The sequence below is a fragment of the Mucilaginibacter sp. 3215 genome (assembly GCF_050433785.1).
Taxonomy (GTDB): Bacteria; Bacteroidota; Bacteroidia; order Sphingobacteriales; family Sphingobacteriaceae; genus Mucilaginibacter.
The window spans coordinates 205,129-227,621 of record NZ_JBNPWO010000007.1; the positions used below are offsets into that span (position 1 = coordinate 205,129).

16 protein-coding genes are annotated in these 22,493 nt (G+C 44.0%); all 16 read right to left on the reverse strand.

Going from position 1 to position 22,493, the window contains the following annotated elements; translation table 11 throughout:
* Positions 1-29: 29 nt before the first annotated feature.
* The 16 genes from ABIC84_RS14700 to ABIC84_RS14775 all read right to left on the reverse strand — a co-directional run bounded on the left by ABIC84_RS14700 (position 30) and on the right by ABIC84_RS14775 (position 22,215).
* Positions 30-4,220, reverse strand: coding sequence for a two-component regulator propeller domain-containing protein (locus ABIC84_RS14700; protein ID WP_429264015.1), 4,191 nt, complete (start codon positions 4,218-4,220; stop codon positions 30-32).
* Positions 4,221-4,537: 317 nt separating this feature from the next.
* Positions 4,538-5,308: a 3-keto-disaccharide hydrolase gene (locus tag ABIC84_RS14705; RefSeq protein ID WP_090524609.1), complete on the reverse strand. Its 771-nt coding sequence runs from the start codon at positions 5,306-5,308 to the stop codon at positions 4,538-4,540.
* Positions 5,309-5,326: 18 nt separating this feature from the next.
* Positions 5,327-6,202, reverse strand: coding sequence for a sugar phosphate isomerase/epimerase family protein (locus ABIC84_RS14710; RefSeq protein WP_090524607.1), 876 nt, complete (start codon positions 6,200-6,202; stop codon positions 5,327-5,329).
* A gap of 50 nt (positions 6,203-6,252) precedes the next feature.
* Positions 6,253-7,146 carry a hydroxypyruvate isomerase family protein gene (locus ABIC84_RS14715; protein ID WP_354481910.1) on the reverse strand — a complete coding sequence of 298 codons (894 nt, stop codon included), beginning with the start codon at positions 7,144-7,146 and terminating at the stop codon, positions 6,253-6,255.
* 2 nt (positions 7,147-7,148) lie between these two features.
* Positions 7,149-8,399 (reverse strand): nucleoside permease, encoded by a 1,251-nt coding sequence (locus ABIC84_RS14720; protein ID WP_429264016.1) that lies wholly within the window; start codon positions 8,397-8,399, stop codon positions 7,149-7,151.
* Positions 8,400-8,433: 34 nt separating this feature from the next.
* Positions 8,434-8,877: a c-type cytochrome gene (locus ABIC84_RS14725; RefSeq protein ID WP_090524602.1), complete on the reverse strand. Its 444-nt coding sequence runs from the start codon at positions 8,875-8,877 to the stop codon at positions 8,434-8,436.
* Positions 8,878-9,019: 142 nt separating this feature from the next.
* On the reverse strand, positions 9,020-10,327 hold the full coding sequence (locus ABIC84_RS14730; protein ID WP_090524599.1) for an MFS transporter: 1,308 nt from the start codon (positions 10,325-10,327) through the stop codon (positions 9,020-9,022).
* Positions 10,328-10,765: 438 nt separating this feature from the next.
* The gene (locus ABIC84_RS14735; RefSeq protein WP_429264017.1) at positions 10,766-11,818 is read right to left on the reverse strand and encodes a sugar phosphate isomerase/epimerase family protein; all 1,053 of its coding nucleotides are present in this window, start codon (positions 11,816-11,818) and stop codon (positions 10,766-10,768) included.
* A gap of 24 nt (positions 11,819-11,842) precedes the next feature.
* On the reverse strand, positions 11,843-12,994 hold the full coding sequence (locus ABIC84_RS14740) for a Gfo/Idh/MocA family protein (protein WP_254780046.1): 1,152 nt from the start codon (positions 12,992-12,994) through the stop codon (positions 11,843-11,845).
* Between the two features lie 150 nt (positions 12,995-13,144).
* Positions 13,145-13,711 carry a gluconate 2-dehydrogenase subunit 3 family protein gene (locus ABIC84_RS14745; protein ID WP_429264018.1) on the reverse strand — a complete coding sequence of 189 codons (567 nt, stop codon included), beginning with the start codon at positions 13,709-13,711 and terminating at the stop codon, positions 13,145-13,147.
* Between the two features lie 118 nt (positions 13,712-13,829).
* A complete protein-coding gene (locus ABIC84_RS14750; protein ID WP_188831618.1) occupies positions 13,830-15,257 on the reverse strand; it encodes a Gfo/Idh/MocA family protein in 1,428 nt (475 codons plus the stop codon).
* 36 nt (positions 15,258-15,293) lie between these two features.
* A complete protein-coding gene (locus ABIC84_RS14755) occupies positions 15,294-16,973 on the reverse strand; it encodes a GMC family oxidoreductase (RefSeq protein ID WP_354481899.1) in 1,680 nt (559 codons plus the stop codon).
* A gap of 270 nt (positions 16,974-17,243) precedes the next feature.
* Positions 17,244-18,959, reverse strand: coding sequence for a GMC oxidoreductase (locus tag ABIC84_RS14760; protein WP_426589184.1), 1,716 nt, complete (start codon positions 18,957-18,959; stop codon positions 17,244-17,246).
* Between the two features lie 3 nt (positions 18,960-18,962).
* Positions 18,963-19,574: a gluconate 2-dehydrogenase subunit 3 family protein gene (locus ABIC84_RS14765; RefSeq protein ID WP_429264019.1), complete on the reverse strand. Its 612-nt coding sequence runs from the start codon at positions 19,572-19,574 to the stop codon at positions 18,963-18,965.
* Between the two features lie 180 nt (positions 19,575-19,754).
* Complete coding sequence (locus ABIC84_RS14770; RefSeq protein WP_090526169.1) at positions 19,755-20,669, reverse strand: TIM barrel protein; 915 nt, start codon at positions 20,667-20,669, stop codon at positions 19,755-19,757.
* A 16-nt stretch (positions 20,670-20,685) separates the two neighbouring features.
* The gene (locus ABIC84_RS14775) at positions 20,686-22,215 is read right to left on the reverse strand and encodes a TolB family protein (RefSeq protein ID WP_429264020.1); all 1,530 of its coding nucleotides are present in this window, start codon (positions 22,213-22,215) and stop codon (positions 20,686-20,688) included.
* Positions 22,216-22,493 lie beyond the last annotated feature (278 nt).

A 22,493-nucleotide genomic window follows, 5' to 3' on the forward strand; every position in this document is an offset into this window, starting at 1 on the left:
GGCCGGGTATTTTCGGAGTAAATATAATGTCAATTCATTAAACTTGTATTATGTCCGTTTATATATTTACCCCATCTTTCAAGCATCTCCATTAAGTCGGAAAGTTTCATGGGCTTGCTCAGGTAATCATTCATGCCGGCGTCAATACAAGCCTGCTTATCTTCGGGCATGGCGTTAGCGGTCATGGCAATAATTACCGGCTGGTCCTGCATGTTACTACGGATAAAGCGCGTTGCTTCCAAACCATCCATATCGGGCATTTGTACATCCATCAAAACGAGGCTGTAATGTTTTGTTACCATAGCATTTAACGCAGCATGGCCATTTTCGGCAATATCGGCGCTATAGCCCATTTTACTTAACATATGCATAGCAAGTTTCTGGTTTATTAGGTTATCCTCGGCTATCAGGATGCTCATGGGGTAATTTTTAGCAAAATCTTTGGAAAACGCTGTTTGCACCTGGTGGTACTCAGTTTTAATACTGCTGCCAGCTTTTAACTGCTCAACTATATGCTTATGTAACAGGTTATGCTTTGTTGGCTTAGTTAATACCGCATTAAATACATTGTCTTCCCGCTTACTTTGTTCGCTGCCTATCGAGCTTAATAACACAATAGGCATTTCAGGAAATTTCCGTTTTACTTCTTTAGCCAGCTGCAGGCCATCCATTTCGGGCATGCTCATATCTGTTATCAGCAGATCAACATGCTCATCCTGATCGTTAAGCACTTTCAACGCCTCAGTTGCCGATGCCACAACTACAGGCTCATATTTCCACTGCCTCAGCTGCGTGTCAATAATATCGCGGTTGGTAGCATTGTCATCAACAAATAAAATACGCTTGTTTTCAAGCTCGGTAAGGTTAAGGTAAACGTAATTTCGTTTTACCTTTTGTCCCACTTTTGATTTTATGGTGAACGAGAAAGTAGTCCCCCTGCCTATTTCGCTTTTTACGCTGATTTCGCCGCCCATTAGCTTCACCAGTTTTTCGCTTATAGCCAAACCCAAACCGGTGCCCCCATACTTACGTGTGGTACTTGAATCAACCTGCGAAAACGGCTTAAACAAACGCTCCAGTTTATCCTCGGCAATGCCGATGCCTGTATCCCTTATTTTAAAGATCAATTCAAGGTCGTCATCTTTTTGCTCTTTTACCCCTACCAGTATAAAAACTTCACCCTGGGTTGTAAATTTCACGGCATTACCTACCAGGTTAATCAGGATCTGACGAAGACGTATCGAATCGGAAATAATTTGTACCGGCACATTATGCTCAACCTGGTAAACCAGGTCAAGATTTAACCGCGAAGCCTTTTCGGCAAAAACATCCAAAACGCCTTCTATACAATCGCGCAGGTCAAAATCCTCTTCGTCAAGCTCCATATTGCCCGATTCAATTTTAGAGAAATCAAGAATGTCATTGATAACCGTTAATAGGGCATCGCCGCAATTTTTTATGGTTTCTGTATACTCCTCCTGCTCACTGGTAAGCCGGGTACTGGCCAGCAATGTTGCCATACCGATAACCCCGTTCATAGGTGTCCGGATTTCGTGGCTCATGGTAGCCAGGAAAATACTCTTGGCCTTATTGGCGCTTTCGGCTTCTTCACGGGCTTTTTCTGATGCCTCGCGGGCCAGGCGTTCATTCGCTGTCATTTTTACCAGGCTTTCGGTACGTTCCTTTACCTGGCGCTCCAGTACGGTTTTCTGTGCTTTCAGAAATTTAATCCGGTATTTAAAAATAAAGTATACCAAACCAATTATGGTTACTACGGCAATTAATTTAAACCACCAGGTTAACCAAAACGGCGGCACAATGGTAATTTTTAATCCCGCCGAAGGCGGCGACCATAACCCTGACGTATTCTGATACTTTAACTTAAAAGTATACTCGCCCGGTGGCAAATTGGTGTATGAAGCAGTATTCCGGCTTCCCACATTGTTCCAGTCTGCGTCGAAATTTTCGAGTATGTAACTGTACTTCTTTTTATCAGATGAAGAGTAATCAAGCGCCGCGTACTGTAATGTAATTACGGATTGAGTATAGGATAATTTGATTGATTTGGTATCACTTATATCTTGTTTTAAGGGAGATGGGTCATCCTTGCCGCCGGCAATTTTAACTGTTTTATTGAACAATTGAAAATTGGTGATAACCAGGGGCATAAAGGCCGATGGTTTTAAGATCTGCCCGGGTGTAAAGGAATTGAAACCGTTAATCCCCCCAAAAAAGATCCTGCCGTCCTTAGTTTGCAGGGCCGAATGTGATTTAAACTCTTCATCCTGTAAACCATCTTCAATAGTATAGTTTTTAAAGGTGTTCTTAACCGGATCATAGTTGGATAAACCATTATTGGTACTAACCCATATGGTGCCCAGCTTATCTTCGCGCACAGCATAAATGACATCGCTTGGTAAGCCATTTTTGGTTGTAAACGCCGTAAAATGTTTGGTAACAGGGTTAAATAGATTAAGCCCCGAAAGTGTACTGATCCAGATGCGGCCCTTACTATCCTCAAACAAATCGGGGACGCTGTTATTGCTGATGCTGTTACGCTTCTCATCGTGCTGAAACCGGGTAAAGGTACCTGTTTTCCTATCCATCAAATTGAGGCCGGCATCAAAAGTGCCGACCCAAAAATTGCCGTTATGATCCTCAAGCAGGGAATAGATCCTATCGCTGCTGATACTTTTAGGATCATTAGGATCATAATTAAAAGCCGAAAATGTACTTGACTTTTCGTCATACAGGTCGAGGCCGCCGTTATAGGTGCCTACCCAAATGCGGTTATCGCGGGTTTGGGTAAGGGCATAAACATTATTATTACTTAAGCTGCCGGGTTTTGCCAGGTCATGTTTAAAGCCGGTAAATTTGCCCGTGGTGGGATTAAACCGGCACAAGCCATCAGCCCAGGTACCTATCCAAAAGTCACCCTTAAAATCCTGGATGATGTTCAATACATAATTTCCTGTCAGGCTATTGGCATTAGCCGGATCATTCATATAGTGTTTAACGGTACCATCCTTGTTAAACACATTAACGCCGCCCCCGTCGGTACCTACCCAAATATTACTATCCTGATCTTCATGCAGACAAAGTACAAAATTATTGGCCAGGCTGTTTGGCGATGAGCTATGCCTGAAATGCGAAAAGCTTTCGGTACTGCGCTTATACAGGTTAATGCCGCCACTAAATGCCCCCAGCCACATATTACCCATCCTGTCCCGGCAAATACTGTAAATGGAATTACCATTCATACTGCCCCTGTCAATATCATCATGCTTATAGCCTGTTATTTTTCCGGTAACCGGGTTCAGGATATTAACGCCATTATTTTCGGTACCTACCCACAAATTACCGTTCAGGTCCATGCTTAATGCCAAAACAGTATAGCCCGAGATGGTGCCCGAATCTTTTTTATTCTGGAGGTAATGTTTAAATGTGCCTTTTCCCGGGTCAAATAAATTAAGCCCGCCATCTTCGGTTCCTACCCATAACCTGCCCGCAATATCTTCATAAATAGTACTTACATACCCTCCTGAAATGCTGGCATTTACTCCCGGCTGGCTTTGATATCGTGTAAAAGTTTCCTTCTTTCTTTCAAACAGGTTAAGGCCGTGGCCCAGGGTACCAACCCATAAACGGTGTTTGGAGTCTTCCTTTAACGCGGTAACATCATCGTCACTTAATGACGACAGGTCGGCCTCGTTGTGTTTGTAATGGGTAAATTTATTTTGGTAGATATCAAACCTGTCGAGCCCGCCTTTTTGGCTGCCTATCCATAAAATACCATCATGATCAAATATCAGCCTGTTTACAAAATTACTTGAGATGCTGTTTGAATTGGCGCTGTCATGAAAGTAATGTATAAACTTACCTGTTTTACGGTCGAGTTTATTTAGGCCAAAAAGTGTAGCGAGCCATATGTTGCCCTCTTTATCTTCGGCAATATCTGATATCAGGTTACTGCTTAATGAATTATCATCCTGGATACTGTGTTTATATATCACAAAGCTGTACCCGTCATACCGGTTAAGGCCGTCGCGGGTACCTATCCACATAAAACCCCGGCTATCCTGAATTATGGTACTTACATTAATTTGTGATAAGCCCTCCCGGGTACCGATATGTTCAAACTTAAGGTTCCTATCCTGCGAAAACCCGTTTCGGGCACTCAGCAAGGCAACCACAACAAACAAATATTTATAGATATTCAAAATAACAGGCTGTGTTGAGTTTTAATGTTCCTGAAAATCCGCTCCTTAAAAAGAGAAACAGAAATGGTTTATAGTTAGCTTATACGGCTATAATATTTATAAGTTTAATGTAGACAAAAAAAACCAATCATATAAAACTGAAAGCGGAATGCACCAAACTAAAGCTAACAAACGGATTAGCAGATAGCGATATATAAACGAATACAGCGTTAAGCATCCGTAGAGTCTGCCTTTAGAATATTAAATACGGTACCACAAAAAAAGCCTCCCGGCATTACCGGGAGGCTTATCATATGTTCAAAAATTAGTAGCGTTGCTTACAGCTCTCTTACCCAAATATTGCGGAAGCTAAGCGGCTCGCTCTTATCGCCATGGGCCTGTAACTTAATTGGCGACGGGCCATGTTTTTTACCTTCATAAGATGGTTTGCCGATGTATTGAGTAGGACCAAGGAGCTCAAAGTTGTTTTCAACCAACACGCCATTGAAAAATACGGTAGCCCTTGCTGCCGATTTCAATGAACCGTCTTCGTTAAATACAGGAGCGGTCCAAATTACATCATAAACATTCCACTCGCCGGGTTTGCGACCAGGGTTTGCCAGTGGGATCACTTGCTTATACAAGCTGCCTGCCATGCCGTTAACATAAGTTTTGTTTTCGTACGAATCTAAAACCTGTAGCTCATAACCTGCATCACCTTTACCTATCGAAGCTAAGAACACGCCGCTGTTGCCGCGGGCCTGCCCGCTGCCTGTAATGTTAGCAGGCACTTTCCACTCAATATGCAATTGGTAATTGCTGAAAGTTCTTTTGGTTTCAATATTACCGGTAGCTTTATTTACGGTAAGTACATCACCTTTAACCAGCCATTTAGCCGGGGTTTTATCTTCAACAGAAACCCACTCGTCAAGGCCTTTACCGTTAAACAAAATAATTGCGTCTGAAGGGGCATCGCCTAAATTTTTGCCCGGCGTAACTACTTTAGGTACCGGTTCCCAAATCTCGGTGTCTTCAGGTTTGGCATTTTGCGCGTTTGCCATGAAGCAGCTTCCTGCTAAAAGGGCGGTTAGTATTAATGGATATTTCATCTCTCTAAAATAATTGGTTTAAACGTGAAGCGTATTTTTCAGATATGAAGCGCTTTTTGCAATGCTCACATACGGATCAATATTGGTATAGTTTTCCTGCTCAACAATAAAGTGCTTAATGCCCGCAAGTTTAGCTTTACCCAATATGGTTTTGAAGTCGATATCACCGTTACCTATTTCTGTATTTAGTTCGGCATTGGTTTTATCCCTGTCTTTAACATGCACAAAAGCGAAACGGCCGGGGTGTTTTTCAAAAATCTCAACCGGGTTTTTACCGGCGCGTACTACCCAGTAAAGATCCATTTCCATGGCCACCAGTTTAGGGTCGGTGTTGTTAAGTACTACATCGTAAAAAGTAGTATCACCGACAGGCGCCCACTCAAAGTTGTGGTTATGGTAACCTAATTTTAAGCCCGATGCTTTCAGTATCTCGGCAATCTTATTCATTTTCTCGGCAACGCCTTTGCAGTCGTCAACCGTTTTAATAAAGTTGTGGTTTAAAGAAGGGATAATAATGTGCGACTGGCCAATGGTATTGGCAACCTCAATGTATGCGTTCAGGTCGTCAGTTTTACCAGAGCCAAAGTATTCGTCCAGTCCGTAATGACCGCTTGGAGTTGTTAAGCCATTATCTTTTAATAGCTGACTAAATTCTTTACCTTTTAATCCCCAATATCCTGTTTCTTTGTTAAAGCCAAAGGTTTCAACCTCATTATAACCGGCTTTTGCCACTTGTGCAATAACACCTTTTACATCTTTGGGTAATTGATCGCGCAGGCTATACAATTGCAGGCCCACTTTATTTGAAGCTTTCGCCGATACCAATTTCGGTGCAAGCATTGCGCCTGCTGCCATTAATCCGGCTTGTGCTAAAAATGTTCTTCTGGTTGTCATGTATTTGTTTTATTAGTTTAGCTTTTTAGAGTGATAAGGTGATGTAAGGTTTAAACATCACAAATATGCACCGCCTTTTTAAGCGAAGCTATTTTATCTTTCTGTTTCGGGATGAACTCCTGCGCTACAAAACCCTTATGCCCTACCTCAACAATGGCACGCATAATGGCCGGATAGTAAAGTTCCTGTGTTTCATCAATTTCGTTACGGCCGGGAACACCGCCGGTATGGTAATGAGCGATATACTGATGATTAGCGCGGATATTGCGGATCACATCGCCTTCATCAATTTGCATGTGATAAATATCATACAGCAATTTAAAGTTTTCCGAACCGAGCCTGCGGCAAAGTTCCGCGCCCCACTCTACCCTGTCGCACTGGTAATCTTTATGGTCAATTTTGCTGTTCAGCAGTTCCATTACCAATATTACGTTGTGTTTTTCGGCAAGGGCTACCATAGGTTTAAGGCCTTCAACGCAGTTATTCCAGCCCTCCTCGTCGGTTTTACCGCGACGGCTGCCGCTAAAGCAGATCAGGTTTTTATAACCGGCTTCTGCCACCAGCGGGATCATTTTGGTATAGTTTTCATGCAGCTTGGCATGAAACTGTTTATCGCCAAAACCATCGGTAAGGTTGATCTCGGCACCGTTGCACATAGATGAGAACAGGCCGTATTTTTTGAGGGTAGGCCAGTCTGAAGGGCCAACCAGGTCGATCCCTTTTATGCCGATATCCTTAGCGGCGGCACAAAGCTGATCTACCGTAAAATCGCCGTAACACCAGCGGCATACAGCATGGTTAATATTGCCTTTGAGCTTATCATCAGCCTGCATATGTTTTTCAGTTTCGGTGGTAAATGAAGATAATACGCCCGACGCGCCAATTGCGGCCGTGCCCGCGATCATGCTTTTAATAGCCGACCGCCTGTTTTGATTAGATCCCATAATTATATTTCGGTTTGTGCTGATGGTTCCTGAATATCCAAACCTGGTTTTGTGGCCATGCTTGTTTTATCTTTAAATAAAGCGAGGAATAATATCAATACCACAGCAGCAATACCCGCAGGTATAAGCCAAATGGTTTGCCAGTTATGTGAGGTATCTGATACTTTCCAATGATCAACAATAGGGCCTGAAATGTACGAGCCTATAAGCATACCTACGCCATAAGTAGCTAAAGTAATAAAGCCCTGGGCCGCGCTTTTAAAACGCTCGCCCGCTAAATTATCCGTATAGATCTGCCCGGTTACAAAGAAGAAATCGTAACAGATACCGTGCATTACTATACCCGCAATCAGCATCCAGTAACCCGAACCTGCGTTGCCGTAGGCAAAGAATATATACCGCAGTACCCAGGCCAGCATACCAATAGCCAGCATTTTTTTTACACCGAACCGCACAAAAAACAAAGGCATCGCCGCCATGAACGCCAGCTCGGATACCTGCCCCATTGCCTGTACACCGGCAGCGGCTTTAACGCCCACTTCATTTAAAAAAGGGTTGGTAAAGTTGTAGTAAAACGCCAAGGGCACACATATAGCTACCGACGCCAAAAAGAAAATTAAATACGACCTGTTTTTTAACAAGCCGATTGAATCTAAGCCAATGATATCGCCAAATGTGGTCTTCTGCCCTCTTTTTACAGGAGGGGTATCGGGCAATGTAAAGCTCAATAAACCCAATATCAGGGATGCTATTGATGCCATTTTAAAGGTAAGCACAAGCGATCCGCTTTTTTCCCATCCTAATAAGCCGATTACTACCCCCGCAATGATCCACCCGGCTGTGCCGAACACCCTAATCAAAGGAAACTCTTTACTTGGGTTTTGCATCTGCTTAAATGAAACCGAATTTACCAGTGCCAGTGTTGGCATGTAAATGATCATGTAAAACAGGATATTAGGGTAAAACTTATCAAAATCGGCTATGGTAGTTGCATAATAAAGTGAAGCCGCGCCCAATAGATGCAGTACACCCAGGATCCTTTGTGCCGAAAAATATTTATCAGCAATAAGTCCGATCACAAAAGGAGCTATAATGGCACCTAATGATTGCGTTGCGTAAGCACCGGCATTTTGCGTTCCGGTAGCTTTTAACGTAACCGTTAAATAAGTACCCATTGTTACAAACCATGCGCCCCAGATAAAGAACTCCAGGAACATCATTGTTGAAAGTTTCACCCTAATTCCGATAGTCATAATTATACTTTAAGGCCGGATTTAATTACCCTTATTATTTTTTTAATGATAAAATGTACTGTACAATTTCTTTGGCATCACTTTCAGGTAATGAAGGGTGCGGGGTCATGGCTATGTTGCCCCAGTTACCGCTGCCGCCGCTGATGATTTTTTTAGCAAGCATATCGATATTAGCCTGTGAAGCATCATATTTTTTAGCGATATCCTGGAATGCAGGGCCGATAACTTTGGTATCAACTTTATGGCAGGTACTGCAATCTAACGTTGCTATTAATTTTTCGCCGGTTGCTGAACCCGCAGAACCGCCTGTTGATTCGGTGCCGGTTTTAGCTACAACTGTATCTGCATCAGAATTTGCCGCTTTAGCAGATTGATTTGCACCCTGGGTACTGTCGCTGCCACCGGTGTTTTTTGATGAATTTCCGCCACAGGCAGCAAAAGCCGCGCTGATACAAAGAATAACGAATACTTTTTTCATAAGAGTTTAATTGTTGTTTTCGATGATAACCTAACAGAAAATCTGTTCCTTAACAAAGCTCCTGCTATTTTTCATCATGTATTTTTAATTGGGTTGGTTAATGAGGCGAAAATTACAATTTTTTATCATAATTAAAACCCTATTAAACCGATATAGCGCCTAATGAAGCAGTTTTTTTACGTGAGCGCATGTAAATTACCAATCCTATAAATGCCACGATTAATACAACCGGTATAATCAGGGTTGTGTTTAACACTTCCGGACCGGCCGCCGACCGTGCAGCATCGAACGCCTTCGCCATTTCAGAGCCAGCCGGCGCCGAACGGTAAGCATCCAGACTGGCACCTGCCGGTAATTTCGAAGCCATTATTTTATCGTAAAAACCGCCCATAAATATCATATAAATAGACACTCCGAACATGCCCGCGCCGCCCATCAGGTTTAGGCCTACAGCACCGGTACGCGGCAGGTTTTCGGCCACAAAGCCTATCATGCAAGGCCAAAAGAACGCTACCCCTAAACCAAAAACTACTGCTGCGAAGTAAATAGCATCACCATGCAGGTGTACCATCAGATAAATGCCCAATGCCGATAATATGGCCGAGATTAGCAGCACTCCCTGAGGTGCCAAACGATGAACTATCGGGCTTGCAAACGCGCGGCCCAATACCTGTACCGAGGCAACAAAAGTTAAAATAAGGATGGCGTTGTCCGTAACTGTTTTGAATAAAACGTCAGTCCACTGGTTGGTGAATAATTCGGTAATAGCTGTTCCGAACATACAAATGATCATGAACAGGAACAAGGGGTTGATCAATGCCTTATACATATCCTCGGTACTTACACCGGCAGATACACGCTCGGTAACCGGGAAATCCAATTTCGAGAACAGGTACCCATAAGCAATGGTAGGAATCAGCATCAAAGCAATTTCAACCTGCGAGATCCAGTATGGTTTGGGCGATACGCCATGGGCCAAAGTGGTATCCAGTCCGAACACGATGAGCGTACCGATCACGATGCCCGCCGGGAACCAGAGGTGAAAGTGATTAAGCTTTGTAGTTTTATTATCTGTATATAGCGAAGCTACAAGCGGGTTACATGAAGCCTCAACCGTACCATTAGCAATACCAATCATTAAGGTAGAAAGAAACAGCGTCCAGTAGCCATTGGCAAAAATGGTAAGCAGGATCCCCACCAGGTGAAATACGAAGGCTGACACCAGCAGCTTTTTCATACCAATGATATCGACAATAAAGCCGCCTACAATGATAGCCAGCGGAAAGCCCCAGAAAGCGGTTGCTGCAATGGTACCCAGTTGCGAAGCGTTCAAATGAAATCTTACGCCCTGGTCATTCAAAATCCCGGCACGGATACCGAATGATAATGAGGTTACCAGCAACGACAGGCAGCTTGCCCTGAATAGCTGTGTACGGTTAATAGTTTGCATTTTAAATTATTTAAGGTTATTTGATAATTGGTTAATTGGCTGTATCAAAATGCTTTTTTGCCGAATTGCATCAGCTTTGTATTTACCAGCTTTGCAAAGCTCATCTTTAAAGTGGCAATTTCAAATTACGTCATTGCGAGGAACGAAGCAATCGCGAACTATACTGAGCGCTTTGCATTGCTGCTCTGCTAATCGGGGATTGCTTCGTACCTCGCAATGACGGAAAAACAATTTTAGAATCCAGACTTACGAAGTTTTAAAAATTCGTAAGTCTGAAATAATATCGTCATGCTGAACTTGCTTCAGCATCCCACTTGCCAGGCAGCCATGCTAAGCACTCGCATACCTATCTTATGGGGTGCCGAAACAAGTTCGGCATGACGCGTTTTTTAAATTCAATAAATCCGAAATCGAAAATCCGAATTCCGAAATCGAAAATTAGATCCCTAACGTTTTCCTGTTGAAAGCATCATCAGAACCTGATGCTGCGAAATCATCAAAAGCACGTTCAGTTACACGGATAATATGATCTTTGATGAACGGAGCACCTTCTCTTGCACCATCTTCCGGATGTTTAAGCGCGCATTCCCATTCAAGCACCGCCCATCCCTTATAATCATATTGTGTTAATTTACTAAATATCGATTTAAAATCAACCTGCCCATCACCTAATGAGCGGAAACGACCGGCGCGGTTAACCCAGCTTTGGTAGCCGCCATAAACACCCTGGCGCCCGGTTGGGTTAAACTCAGCATCTTTAACGTGGAACATTTTTATGCGCTCATGGTACAGATCGATATATTCCAGGTAATCCAGACATTGCAATACAAGGTGCGACGGATCATACAGCAAGTTAGCACGCTTGTGGCCTTTTACATGATCAAGGAACATCTCGTAAGTGATACCGTCATGCAGGTCTTCGCCCGGGTGAATTTCATAGCAAAGGTCGATGCCGTTTTCTTCGTACACATCCAGTATCGGTGTCCAGCGTTTAGCAAGTTCACCAAAGGCGGTTTCAACAATCCCGGCAGGGCGTTGCGGCCATGGGTATACCATAGGCCAAAGCAGGGCACCGCTAAAGGTAACAGAAGCATTTAAACCTAAATTTTTTGAAGCCTGCGCAGCATATTTCAATTGCTGTACAGCCCATTTTTGCCTTTCGGCCGGGTTACCGCGTACATGCTCAGGTGCGAAACCGTCGAACAGATCGTTATAAACCGGGTTTACCGCTACCAGCTGGCCTTGAAGGTGGGTTGATAGCTCAGTTATTTCTAACCCCGCAGCATTTACAATGCCTTTGATCTCATCGGCATAAGTTTTGCTTTCGGCGGCTTTTTGCAGATCGATAAAACGGGGATCGTTTGTTGGCAGTTGCACACCTTTGTAGCCTAAACCCGCTGCCCACTGGCAAATTGATTCAAGGCTGTTAAATGGTGCCGCATCGCCTATAAACTGTGCTATAAATATGCCAGGTCCTTTTATAGTAGTCATGTTTTTATTTTAAATAGATGTGGATTAAATAGTGAAATCAGTCCATTTAACGTCCGATTTACCTGATGCTATCACATTTTCGATAAAGGCCATTCCACGAACGCCTTCTTCGATACCCGGAAAATCAAGTTCTTCGGGAGTGGCCTGCTTACCTTCTAAACCGGCTTTAACTGTCAAAGCAAAATTACGGTACAGGTTGGCGAATGCCTCCAGATAACCTTCGGGGTGACCGGCAGGCGTACGTGAGTTATGCTGCGCGAATGAGCTGGTATAACCACCACCAGTGCGCCAGGTTTCGGCAGGTTTATCAGTATACATTACTGTAAGCGAGTTAGCATCGCTCTGGTGCCATTCCAAACCGCCTTTTTCACCATAAACCCTTATCTTCACATTATTTTCTTCGCCGGCTGCTATTTGAGTTGCAGTGAGCACACCACTTGCACCGTTGTTAAATTTCAACAGGGCAGCGCCGTCATCATCAAGTTTACGGCCTTCAACCACGATGTTGATATCGGCACAAATTTTAGTAACCTGTAAGCCGGTGACATACTCGGCCAGGTTAAAGGCGTGTGTACCGATATCGCCCATGGCACCTGCAATCCCGCTTTTACCCGGATCGGTACGCCATGAGGCTTGCTTGTTATCTTCTCCTTCTAAAAAGCTGCTCAACCATCCCTGCGGATATTCAACATAAACTTTTCTAACGGTTCCTATCTTACCTGCTTTGATCAGTTGCTTGGCTTCTTTAACCATTGGATAGCCGGTGTAAGTATGCGTAAGGCAAAAAAGTTTACCCGATGCACTTACTACTTTCTCCAGTTCCTTAGCTTCTTCAAGTGAAAAGGTCATCGGTTTATCAAGCACCACATGAAAACCATTTTCGAGTGCCATTTTGGTTGGGGCAAAATGCACATGATTGGGCGTTACAATGCTGATCACCTGCACACGTTCATCCTCGGGCAGTTGCTTTTCTTTTTCAATAAGTTCCTGGTATGAGCTATATGAGCGGCTTGCCGGTAAACCAAGCAAAAGACCGCTGGCCTGCGATTTTTCGGCATTACTGCTAAAAGCACCGCAAACCAGTTCATATTCGCCATCAATACGGGCAGCTATGCGGTGTACGGCACCAATAAAGGCACCTTGTCCGCCGCCTATCATTCCTAATCTTAATTTCATTTGTTTTTGTTGGGGTTGATGTTTTTTGATGATTAAACGCTTCTCAATCGATTGTATACATCAAAAACAGCATTATTACATAATGCTGTTTTTGATAGCAATTCAAATTTTATAAAAATCAAAGGTATAATCAATTGATATTGCAATTTTTTAGGTTGCCCAGGCTTTATCACCTTTTTTGTATGGCAGGTTACCGTCATATTTACCAGGAACGGCTATATAACGTAAGGCCTGTGTGGCACCCGGTTTTGAAGTGAAGAAACCCAGCAGGGTTAATTCCTTCAGCATCCTGAAGTAATGGTTAGGATCTTCCGGTTTTTTTGTTTTGGTATAGGCTTTTTGCTCTTTGTCAAGCTCGGTTAACAGTTCTGTACGTTGCTCAGGTTTAGCCTCTAAAAACTTTTTGCCAAATTTTTTGTCGCTCGCATCATTCAGGTCTTTAAGGCCTTTAGTGAAAATTTTCTGATCATCGGCAGTATAGCAATCCTGTACCATTACGGTCATAAATTTGCCAATTTCGGCAGCTTTAGCACCCGGGGTTGAAGTTGCAGGTAAAATGGTTTCACCGATTTCATCCATCAGGGCCACATCATCCTGTGTAAAAAGGTCGTTTACTTTCGGCGAAGATGATTTACATCCGGAGATGAAGAACTCGGCGCCGATGATGGTACCGCCAAGGATCAAACCTACCCTGCCTATCGCTTCTCTTCTATTCATGTTTAATTATTGATTTAATGAATTAGTGAATTAGTTGGGTTAGTGAATTAGTGTTTACCGGAGTTACGAAGTTTTAAAGCTTCGTAACTCTTTTCCCAGCTAATCACGTATTCCTAAATTACGCTTTTAACACGAAACCTTCGCGGTAATCGCGTTTAATATATTGATTAACAGCATCAAAGTTGGTAACTTTCATAGCCTGGTTATCCCAAACTAATTTTACCCTGCCGCCATTTAGCTCATGACCGCGAACCGCAAGGTTAGCCATCAATAAAGCCTCAGTAAGCGGACCAGCCTTATCAAACGATGAGCTTAGCTCTGTTTTACCGTAACCGGCAATACAGCCTTCAACCCACTGTGCATAGTGGCCGTTAGCGCCGCCCGGTACACGTGCCCATTTCTGCGGAGCTTTAGCGCTTTTGGTAAGCGATTTCGGCAATAATGTCGCTGCATCAGAATAGGTGCTTGCATACATTTTACCTTTTGTACCGATAAACAATGTACCGTTACCTTCTTCACCGCCAAAATCTTCGCTCGCTAATAATTCAGCAGGCCTTTCAGGTTGGATACCACCGTCCATCCAGTGCAGGGTAACATCGCCTTTAGTTTTTTCAGTTTTAGGGAATGTTAAGGTAATGTGGCTTGATGGAGGACAGCTTTCAGGGAAGTGGCCTTCTTTAAACTCATCTACATAAACACTGCCAACACTGGCCTGTACATCCTTGGCATATTGGATACCCAACACGCGGAAAGGTGCTTCAACCAGGTGACAGCCCATATCGCCAAGGGCGCCGGTACCGTAATCCCACCAGCCGCGCCAGTTAAATGGTACCAGTTTATCAACGTAATCTTTTTTAGGTGCCGTACCTAACCACAGGTCCCAATCCAACTCTTTAGGAATGTTTGGCTGTGGTGGCGGCCATGCAATACCTTGCGGCCAAACAGGGCGGTTTGTCCAGCAGTAAACAGTGTGCACATCGCCAATCAGGTCGGCATCATACCATTCCGACATTAAGCGTGTACCGTCATTTGATGAACCCTGGTTACCCATTTGTGTAACCACTTTATATTTTTTGGCAGCCTCTGTTAATAAACGGGCTTCCCAGATATCATGTGTCAGCGGTTTCTGAACATACACGTGTTTGTTCAGTTGCATAGCATTATAGGTAATAATGGCATGGTTATGATCGGGTGTTGAAACCGATACCGCGTCAAAATGCTTGTGTTCTTTGTCAAACATTTCGCGCCAGTCTTTATAATACTTTGCCTTAGGAAAATCGCTGCGTGACCTTGCCGCTCTGCGGTCGTCAACATCGCACAGGAAGGCGATCTCGGCCTTGCCGCTTTTGTAAAAATTAGCAATATCGCTTTGCCCTTTACCACCGGCACCTACGCCGGCAATCAATAACTTGTCGCTTGGAGCTATAAAACCTTTACCGCCCAAAACATGGCGCGGAACTATCATAAAACCAGCGGCCGCTATGGCGCTGCTTTTAATAAATTGCCGTCTTGACGGGTTTGGGGTTTTGTCCTTTTCTTCAGTCATAGGTGTTTTTATTAGGTTGTTTTTATGTGATGCTGATTAAATTTCTCCCTTTTTAAGTGCGTCAACGGCATAGTTAGCGGCACGTGCAGTCAACGCCATGTAAGTAAGCGATGGGTTTTGGCATGCTGCCGATGTCATACAAGAGCCATCGGTAACAAATACGTTTTTAGCATCCCAAACCTGGTTCCACTGGTTCAATACTGAAGTTTTTGGATCACGGCCCATACGTGCGGTACCCATTTCGTGAATACCACGGCCAAGGAACGGGTTAGTACTTGAAGTTTGTACATCTTTAGCGCCAATGGCTTCCAGCATTTCTTTGCCGTCTTTTTCCATATCGATACGCATTTTCAGCTCATTTGCTTTTAATTCGGCGTCAATGGCAACAACAGGCAAGCCCCATTTATCTTTTTTGGTTTTGTCGATGGTAACCTTGTTTTCATGGTAAGGTAATGTTTCGCCAAAAGCGCCCATACCTATATGCCATGAACCTGGCTCGGTCAATGCATCCTTAAACGCACCGCCTATGTTCAGTTCGGCAATGTCACGGCTCCAACCTTCGCGGCTTGCCGAGCCCTGGTAACCGAAACCACGGATGTAATCACGTTTTTCGCCGTTAAGGTTACGGTAACGAGGGATATAGAAACCATTTGCACGGCGACCGAAATAATATTTATCCTCATAACCTTCGATCCTGCCATAAGCGCTAACATTAAGGTGGTGGTCCATCAGATTATGGCCAAGCTCACCGCTGCTGCTGCCTAAGCCACCTTCCCAAACGTCCGTAGCCGAATTCATCAGGATCCAGGCCGAGTTAATGGTTGATGCGTTTACGAAAACGATCTTTGCGAAGTACTCATAAGTTTTATTGGTTTCAGCATCCAATACCTCAACGCCTTTGGCTTTTTTGGTATCCTTATCGTACAATATCTTGGTAACTATAGACCAAGGGCGAACGGTTAAATTACCGGTAGCCATAGCCGCAGGCAATGTAGCCGATTGTGTGCTGAAATAAGCACCGAACGGACAGCCCAACCAGCATTTGTTACGGTACTGGCAGTTGGTACGGTTGTTATGCGGTACAGTGATATTAGCCGTACGACCGATGATCATGTGACGTGCCTCTTTATAAAATTCTTTCAAACGTTTTGAAACGTCTTTTTCAACCACGTTCATTTCCATAGGCGGCATAAAATCACCATCAGGAAGGATAGGTAAACCATCTTTATTACCAGAGATCCCGGCAAACTGCTCGGCGTAGCTATACCACGGAGCGATGTCCTTGTAACGGATAGGCCAGTCGACAGCGATGCCATCTTTTAAGTTGGCTTCAAAATCAACATCAGCCCAGCGGTACGATTGGCGTCCCCACATCAGTGAGCGGCCGCCCACGTGGTAACCACGGAACCAGTCGAAACGTTTAATTTCTGTATAAGGACTATCTTTATCACTTGCCCAATAGTCAAGGTTGGTTTCATTTAAAGGATAGTCGCGTTTAAGAACCGGGTAATCATCAATCATTTTCTGGGTACGGCCGCCTCTGTGCGGAAATTCCCATGGATCTTTGGTTGCGTTTACGTAATCTTTAATGTGCTCAATATTACGGCCACGCTCAAGCATGATGGTTTTCAAACCCTTTTGTGTTAGTTCCTTGGCAGCCCACCCGCCTGAAATTCCTGAGCCAATGACTATTGCGTCATAAGTGTTTGCAGACATACGAATAATATGATTAGTTTAATTTGTTTACTACTTGGTTATCTCGTTAAATGTATGAATAAAATTCATTTTCCAAATATTACATTGTGTTTTTTTTACACGAAGCCTTTAGTTGTAGTAGCACTGGTAGTAAGTTTTAGTAGCAGTAGCACTGGCAGTTGCAGTTAATTTCCCCTACATATTTGCTGTTTTCTACAACTTTTACTTTTAAATAGCTGCTACTTTTAACTGCAACTGCTACTATTTAAATAACCGCCACTCAAAACTACACTATATATTCCCCTTTTTCATCTCGCTCATGGCATAATCGGCGGCCCTTGCGGTAAAGGCCATATAAGTTAGTGACGGATTTTGGCACGAGGTTGACGTCATGCTGGCGCCGTCGGTAACAAATACGTTTTTAACGCTGTGTACCTGGTTCCATTTGTTTAATATCGATGTTTTAGGATCATTACCCATACGTGCGCCACCCATTTCGTGGATGTCCAAACCTGGTGCCCTTCTATCCGTACTGGCTTTGATGTTGGTAAAGCCCGCGCTGGTGAACATCTCGGTTAACTGCTCCACATAATCCTTCTTCATCTTCTCATCGTTATCGTCGTAATCAATGTTCATCTTTAATAATGGTACGCCCCAGGCATCTTTTTGCTTGTCATCAAGACTTACAAAATTGCTTTCCTTCGGGATGGTTTCGCCCATCATGTGCGACCCTACACGCCACGGGCCAAGCTCTTTGTTAGCCAGGTTATCTTTCAGACTGCTACCTACGCCGTCCCAACTACGCTGCGGGGATCTGTAAGCGCCAAAGCCTGAAGCATAACCGCGTAAAAAGTCGGTTTCTTGTTTGTACACATTCCTGAACCTTGGGATATACCCCCCACCGGCAGGGTTACGGCCATCTGTTGTCCATTCTTTAGCGCCATCATACTCGGCTCCAATATGGGCCGAATAATTATGGAAAGCTACATATTTACCCAGCACACCGCTATCATTGCCCAAACCATTAGGGAAACGGTGCGACTTGGAATTAAGCAATATCAGGTTGGTATTTAACGCCGCGGCATTGACAAATATTACTTTGGCGTAATAGTCGATAGCTTCTTTAGTATTGGTGTCAATAACCCGCACACCGGTAGCTTTGCCCAGCTTATCATCATAAATAATAGATTCCACTACCGAAAACGGCCTTAATGTGGCGTGGCCGGATTTTAAAGCCCAGGGGATAGTGGTAGCGTTAGCGCTGAAATAGCCACCAAAGGGGCAGCCACGCTCACAGATCGTTCTCCTTTGGCATTGTACCCTGCCCTGATCAAGGTGGATTTGATTAGGGGTTGACAGGTGGGCGCAACGAGCGCTGATCACATGTCGGTTTTTATACTTACTTTTTACGTGATCTCTGAAATATTCTTCAACAGTATTTAATGGGAATGCGGGTAGGAACTCACCATCCGGCAATTCGGCAATGCCATCACGGTTACCCGAAATGCCGGCGAATTTCTCTACATAACTATACCATGGTGCAATATCTTTGTAACGGATAGGCCAGTCTACCGCGAAACCATCGCGGGCGGGGCCTTCAAAATCAAAATCGCTCCAACGCTGGGTTTGACGTGCCCAAAGCAGGGATTTGCCGCCAACCTGGTATCCGCGGATCCAGTCGAAGGGTTTATCCTGAATATATGGGTGCTCTGCATCTTTAACAAAAAAATGCGCGGCGCTTTCTCCAAAAGCATAACAGCGGTTTACAATAGGATTGGCTTCCTGTACCGCCATCGGCAATTCGCCCCGGTGTTCAAACTCCCAGGGGTACATATTGGTAGTCGGGTAATCCTTAATGTGCTTCACATCGCGGCCACGCTCCAGTATCAATGTTTTTAACCCTTTATCTGCAAACTCTTTAGCAGCCCATCCCCCGCTCATGCCCGAACCAATTACTATCGCGTCGAAAGTGCGTTCTTTAACGCTGTCGATATTTAAATTAGCCATTACTTATACTGCTTGCTTTTGTTTGTAAGGGAAATGCGCATTGTACCTGCCCGGCACAAGCTCATATTCCACCTCTTTAGTCATAAAATATTTTGAATTGGTATAACCGTTTATGGTTTGTCTTTTTACTATGCTGTAAAACTTCTTAAGCTCGGGCGAATATTTGCCGGCAGGAGGCGTGGCAGGTGCGGCATCTTTTTTATCACTGTTTTTCCTGGCCGTCTCTTCTTCCGCTTTACCTTCTTTTTCTATATCCAGCAAAAACGCTTCACGGGTTTTAACATCGAGCTGATTAAACGTTTTACTATATAATTTCTGAGACTGGCTTGCAAAATTGCCCATGCCAGTTACAAACACCTGCTGATCTTCTTTTTTATAGCAGTCATCCACCATTTTCAATACAAATAAATGGAGCAACAGGTCTTTCGCACCCGGCGTTGTTGTTTTAGGTATAATAGTTTCTGCTACATTGCCTATCAACTGTTCCTGATCGGCAGTGATATCGATATTTTTGAGTGCAACCTTCGACTTTGCTTTATCCTGCGAACAGGCCGGGAGCAATGCAGCCCCTCCTATTATTAAAGCCAGGTTTTTAATGACGGTACGCCGGTCCATTGTTTAAACTAAATTGTTTTAGCTAAGCCCATTTATCTGCCACAAAACTTTCAACTTACTGAACAGGTAACGAGAAAGGCTTAATATGATTTATAATGTGTTCCCAAACTTAATAATTACAATTCAAAATAAAAGGCTGTAAAAATTAAATCTTCACGGGTGTAAGTTAGTCTTATACTATTAATAGCCCCATTTTTTCATGATTTGTAAATCAATTTTTACACAATCGATTGGGTCTTTGCCCTGGTATGCTTCCTGCTCAATAATGAACAACGAGGTGCCGCCTTTTTTTGCCCCAGCCTTTACAATATCCCTAACAGGCAGGATCCCCGCGCCTAAAATAGTACTCTCAGTATCATCGCCACCATGAGGCGGTACTTTAATTTCGTCCTTTACGTGCATGGACTGGAAACGGCCGGGATATTTATTGATAAACTCCAACGCCCTGCCACCAGTAGTGTACATGTTGCCGATATCTATTTGCTGGGCCACCAAAGCCGGATCGGTATTTTGGATGATATAATCATAAAGGGTAATATCCCCTACTTTGGTACTGATCTCAAAGTTGTGGTTATGGTAGCCAAACATCATGGATGATTGCTTGCAAAGCTCACCGCATTTGTTAAACTGCTCCATAGTGCGTTTCAGGGCATCGGTATCTGTACGTACCTTTTCATCAAGCCAGGGGCTTATCACAAACTTTTGCCCCATAGTGGCCGCGTCTTCAACAGTATACTTCCAGGCATCGGTAAAATCATTTTTGGCTGCATCCCAGTGCTGAGGTGTCATTACGGTATGGCCGCTTGGCATTTTAAGGTCAAGATCGGCCAGGATCTTTTTAAATTCTTTGGCGGTATAGCCGTAAAATTTTCTGTCGATGTAATTTGCATGCTCCACATGTGCATAACCTGCATCAGCTATCTTTTTAAGCGTTCCCTGCGGATCGGCCTTCATGGCATCGCGTACACTATAAAGCTGCACCCCTACCCGTTTAAGTTTATTATCCGTAGCGGCAAATAAACTATCAGGAAGTAGCGCCGCCCCGGCTACTGCCATTGCGCCGGTTTTTAAAAATGATCTGCGTGATGTATACATGGTTATATGTTTAAGGTTATTTTGCAATAGGAAATACAGGGAACAATAAATCAGAGTTACTTACAAATGCCAGGTGCTTGCTATCCGGCGCCCATGACGGGGTGTTGATAGTACCCTGGCCACCGTACAGATAGGCTACTACTTTTGACGGACCGCCATTAACCGGCATTACCCGTAAGTATACGTGTTTATAAAAGGGGTGATCGCCGGGAGATACTTCGTTTTTCAGGAAGGTGATATAAACTATCCATTTACCATCCGGCGAAATATGCGGGAACCAGTTGTTATAGTCATCGTTGGTTAATTGCGTTTGTTCACTGCCGTCGGCTTTCATGCGCCAAACCTGCATCAGGCCGCTGCGTACAGAATTAAAGTAGATGTATTTTCCATCGGGCGAATATTCGGGGCCATCATCCAAACCGGGCGTGTTGGTAAGGCGCTCTTCGGGACCACCAGCGGCGGGGATGCGGTAAACGTCAAATTCCTTATTGCGCTCACCACAAAAAACGATGTACTTTTTATCAGGCGACCAGCCATGCATATAACTTGCGCCGTGCCCGGTTTGGGTTACCCGTGTAGCCTCGCCACCGGCCGAAGAAACTGTGTATCCTATTGATGGGCCACCATCGCCGCTGCTGATAGCCAGCATTTTGCCATCGAAGGAAAGCACATGGTCGTTATTATTATTTTTAGCGATGCCGGTATTGAGTACCGTTGGCATATGCGATTCAAGATCGAATTTATACAATGAGCCTTCGCTGTTATAAATGAGTGACTTGCCATCAAGCGTCCAGTTTGGTGCCTGAAGTGATTTTGGTGATTGATAAACCACCATGGCATTCTGACTTTCGAGATCAAGCAACTCAATGGCGCTGCCTAAATATTGTTTGTAAGGTATCAATGTGGCCGGTGCGGGTGTGACGATACGTGTATTGTTGAATACCGCTTTCTCCGTAACATCCGCATTGTGCGAGCAGATGAAAATGCCTACATAAACGTCGTCGCCCAGGTCAAGACCGCTTACTTCCTCGCTCACAAAGAGATCGCCTTTTCGTGCTACCGACATAGTATAGGTATTACCTTTGCGTTCCAGCTGGATCACATCGGCCGCAGTGATGGATGCCTTCTTTTCTTCGGTAATGCCGCTTACCGTTTTACGGTATTGCAACGAGGTTAAGCCATCGCCATGCACAACGGCATTGATATGTTTTGAATTTGAATCAAGCGTGGTGCGAACCATTAGTCCAACCTTGCGATGCGCTTCAACACCTTTGCCTATAAATGCAGCGTTGGTGCGAAGAATGAAATCCCCTTTCATTTTCTTCCACACAAAGTGAAAATCATCATGCGTAGCCCAGATATTCTGGCCCGAACCAATAAGCGTATATTGCTGTAATTTAGTATCATATGCCCCACTACCCTGATGCTTGACCGTACCAACATCGGTTTGGCCTTCAAATATTCCTACGTCCTGAGCACTAACCCGGGCAGAAAACAAGGCAATGCAAGCCATGCATAACACAACATTTAATATTTTACAGCGCATTGGTTTGGTGTTTAGTGTACACTATAATCGGTTCACTAAGGTATATAATCAATTCGCTATTAAGATAGTACTATTTTAACAATTCTCCACATTTTTGATATATAGCCAGATTTTTACAAAGTGTAATTTTAACACGGAGTGGAGGTTAAAGCAGGACGCTGTTGTTATTGGTATTGTCACATTGCCGTTGTTGGTGTTGTCACCATAGCCGTTAACCTAAGGATTTTAAAAAAGTTTTTTTGAGGAGTTATAAATGACGGGGCTTCGCCATTGGGCAA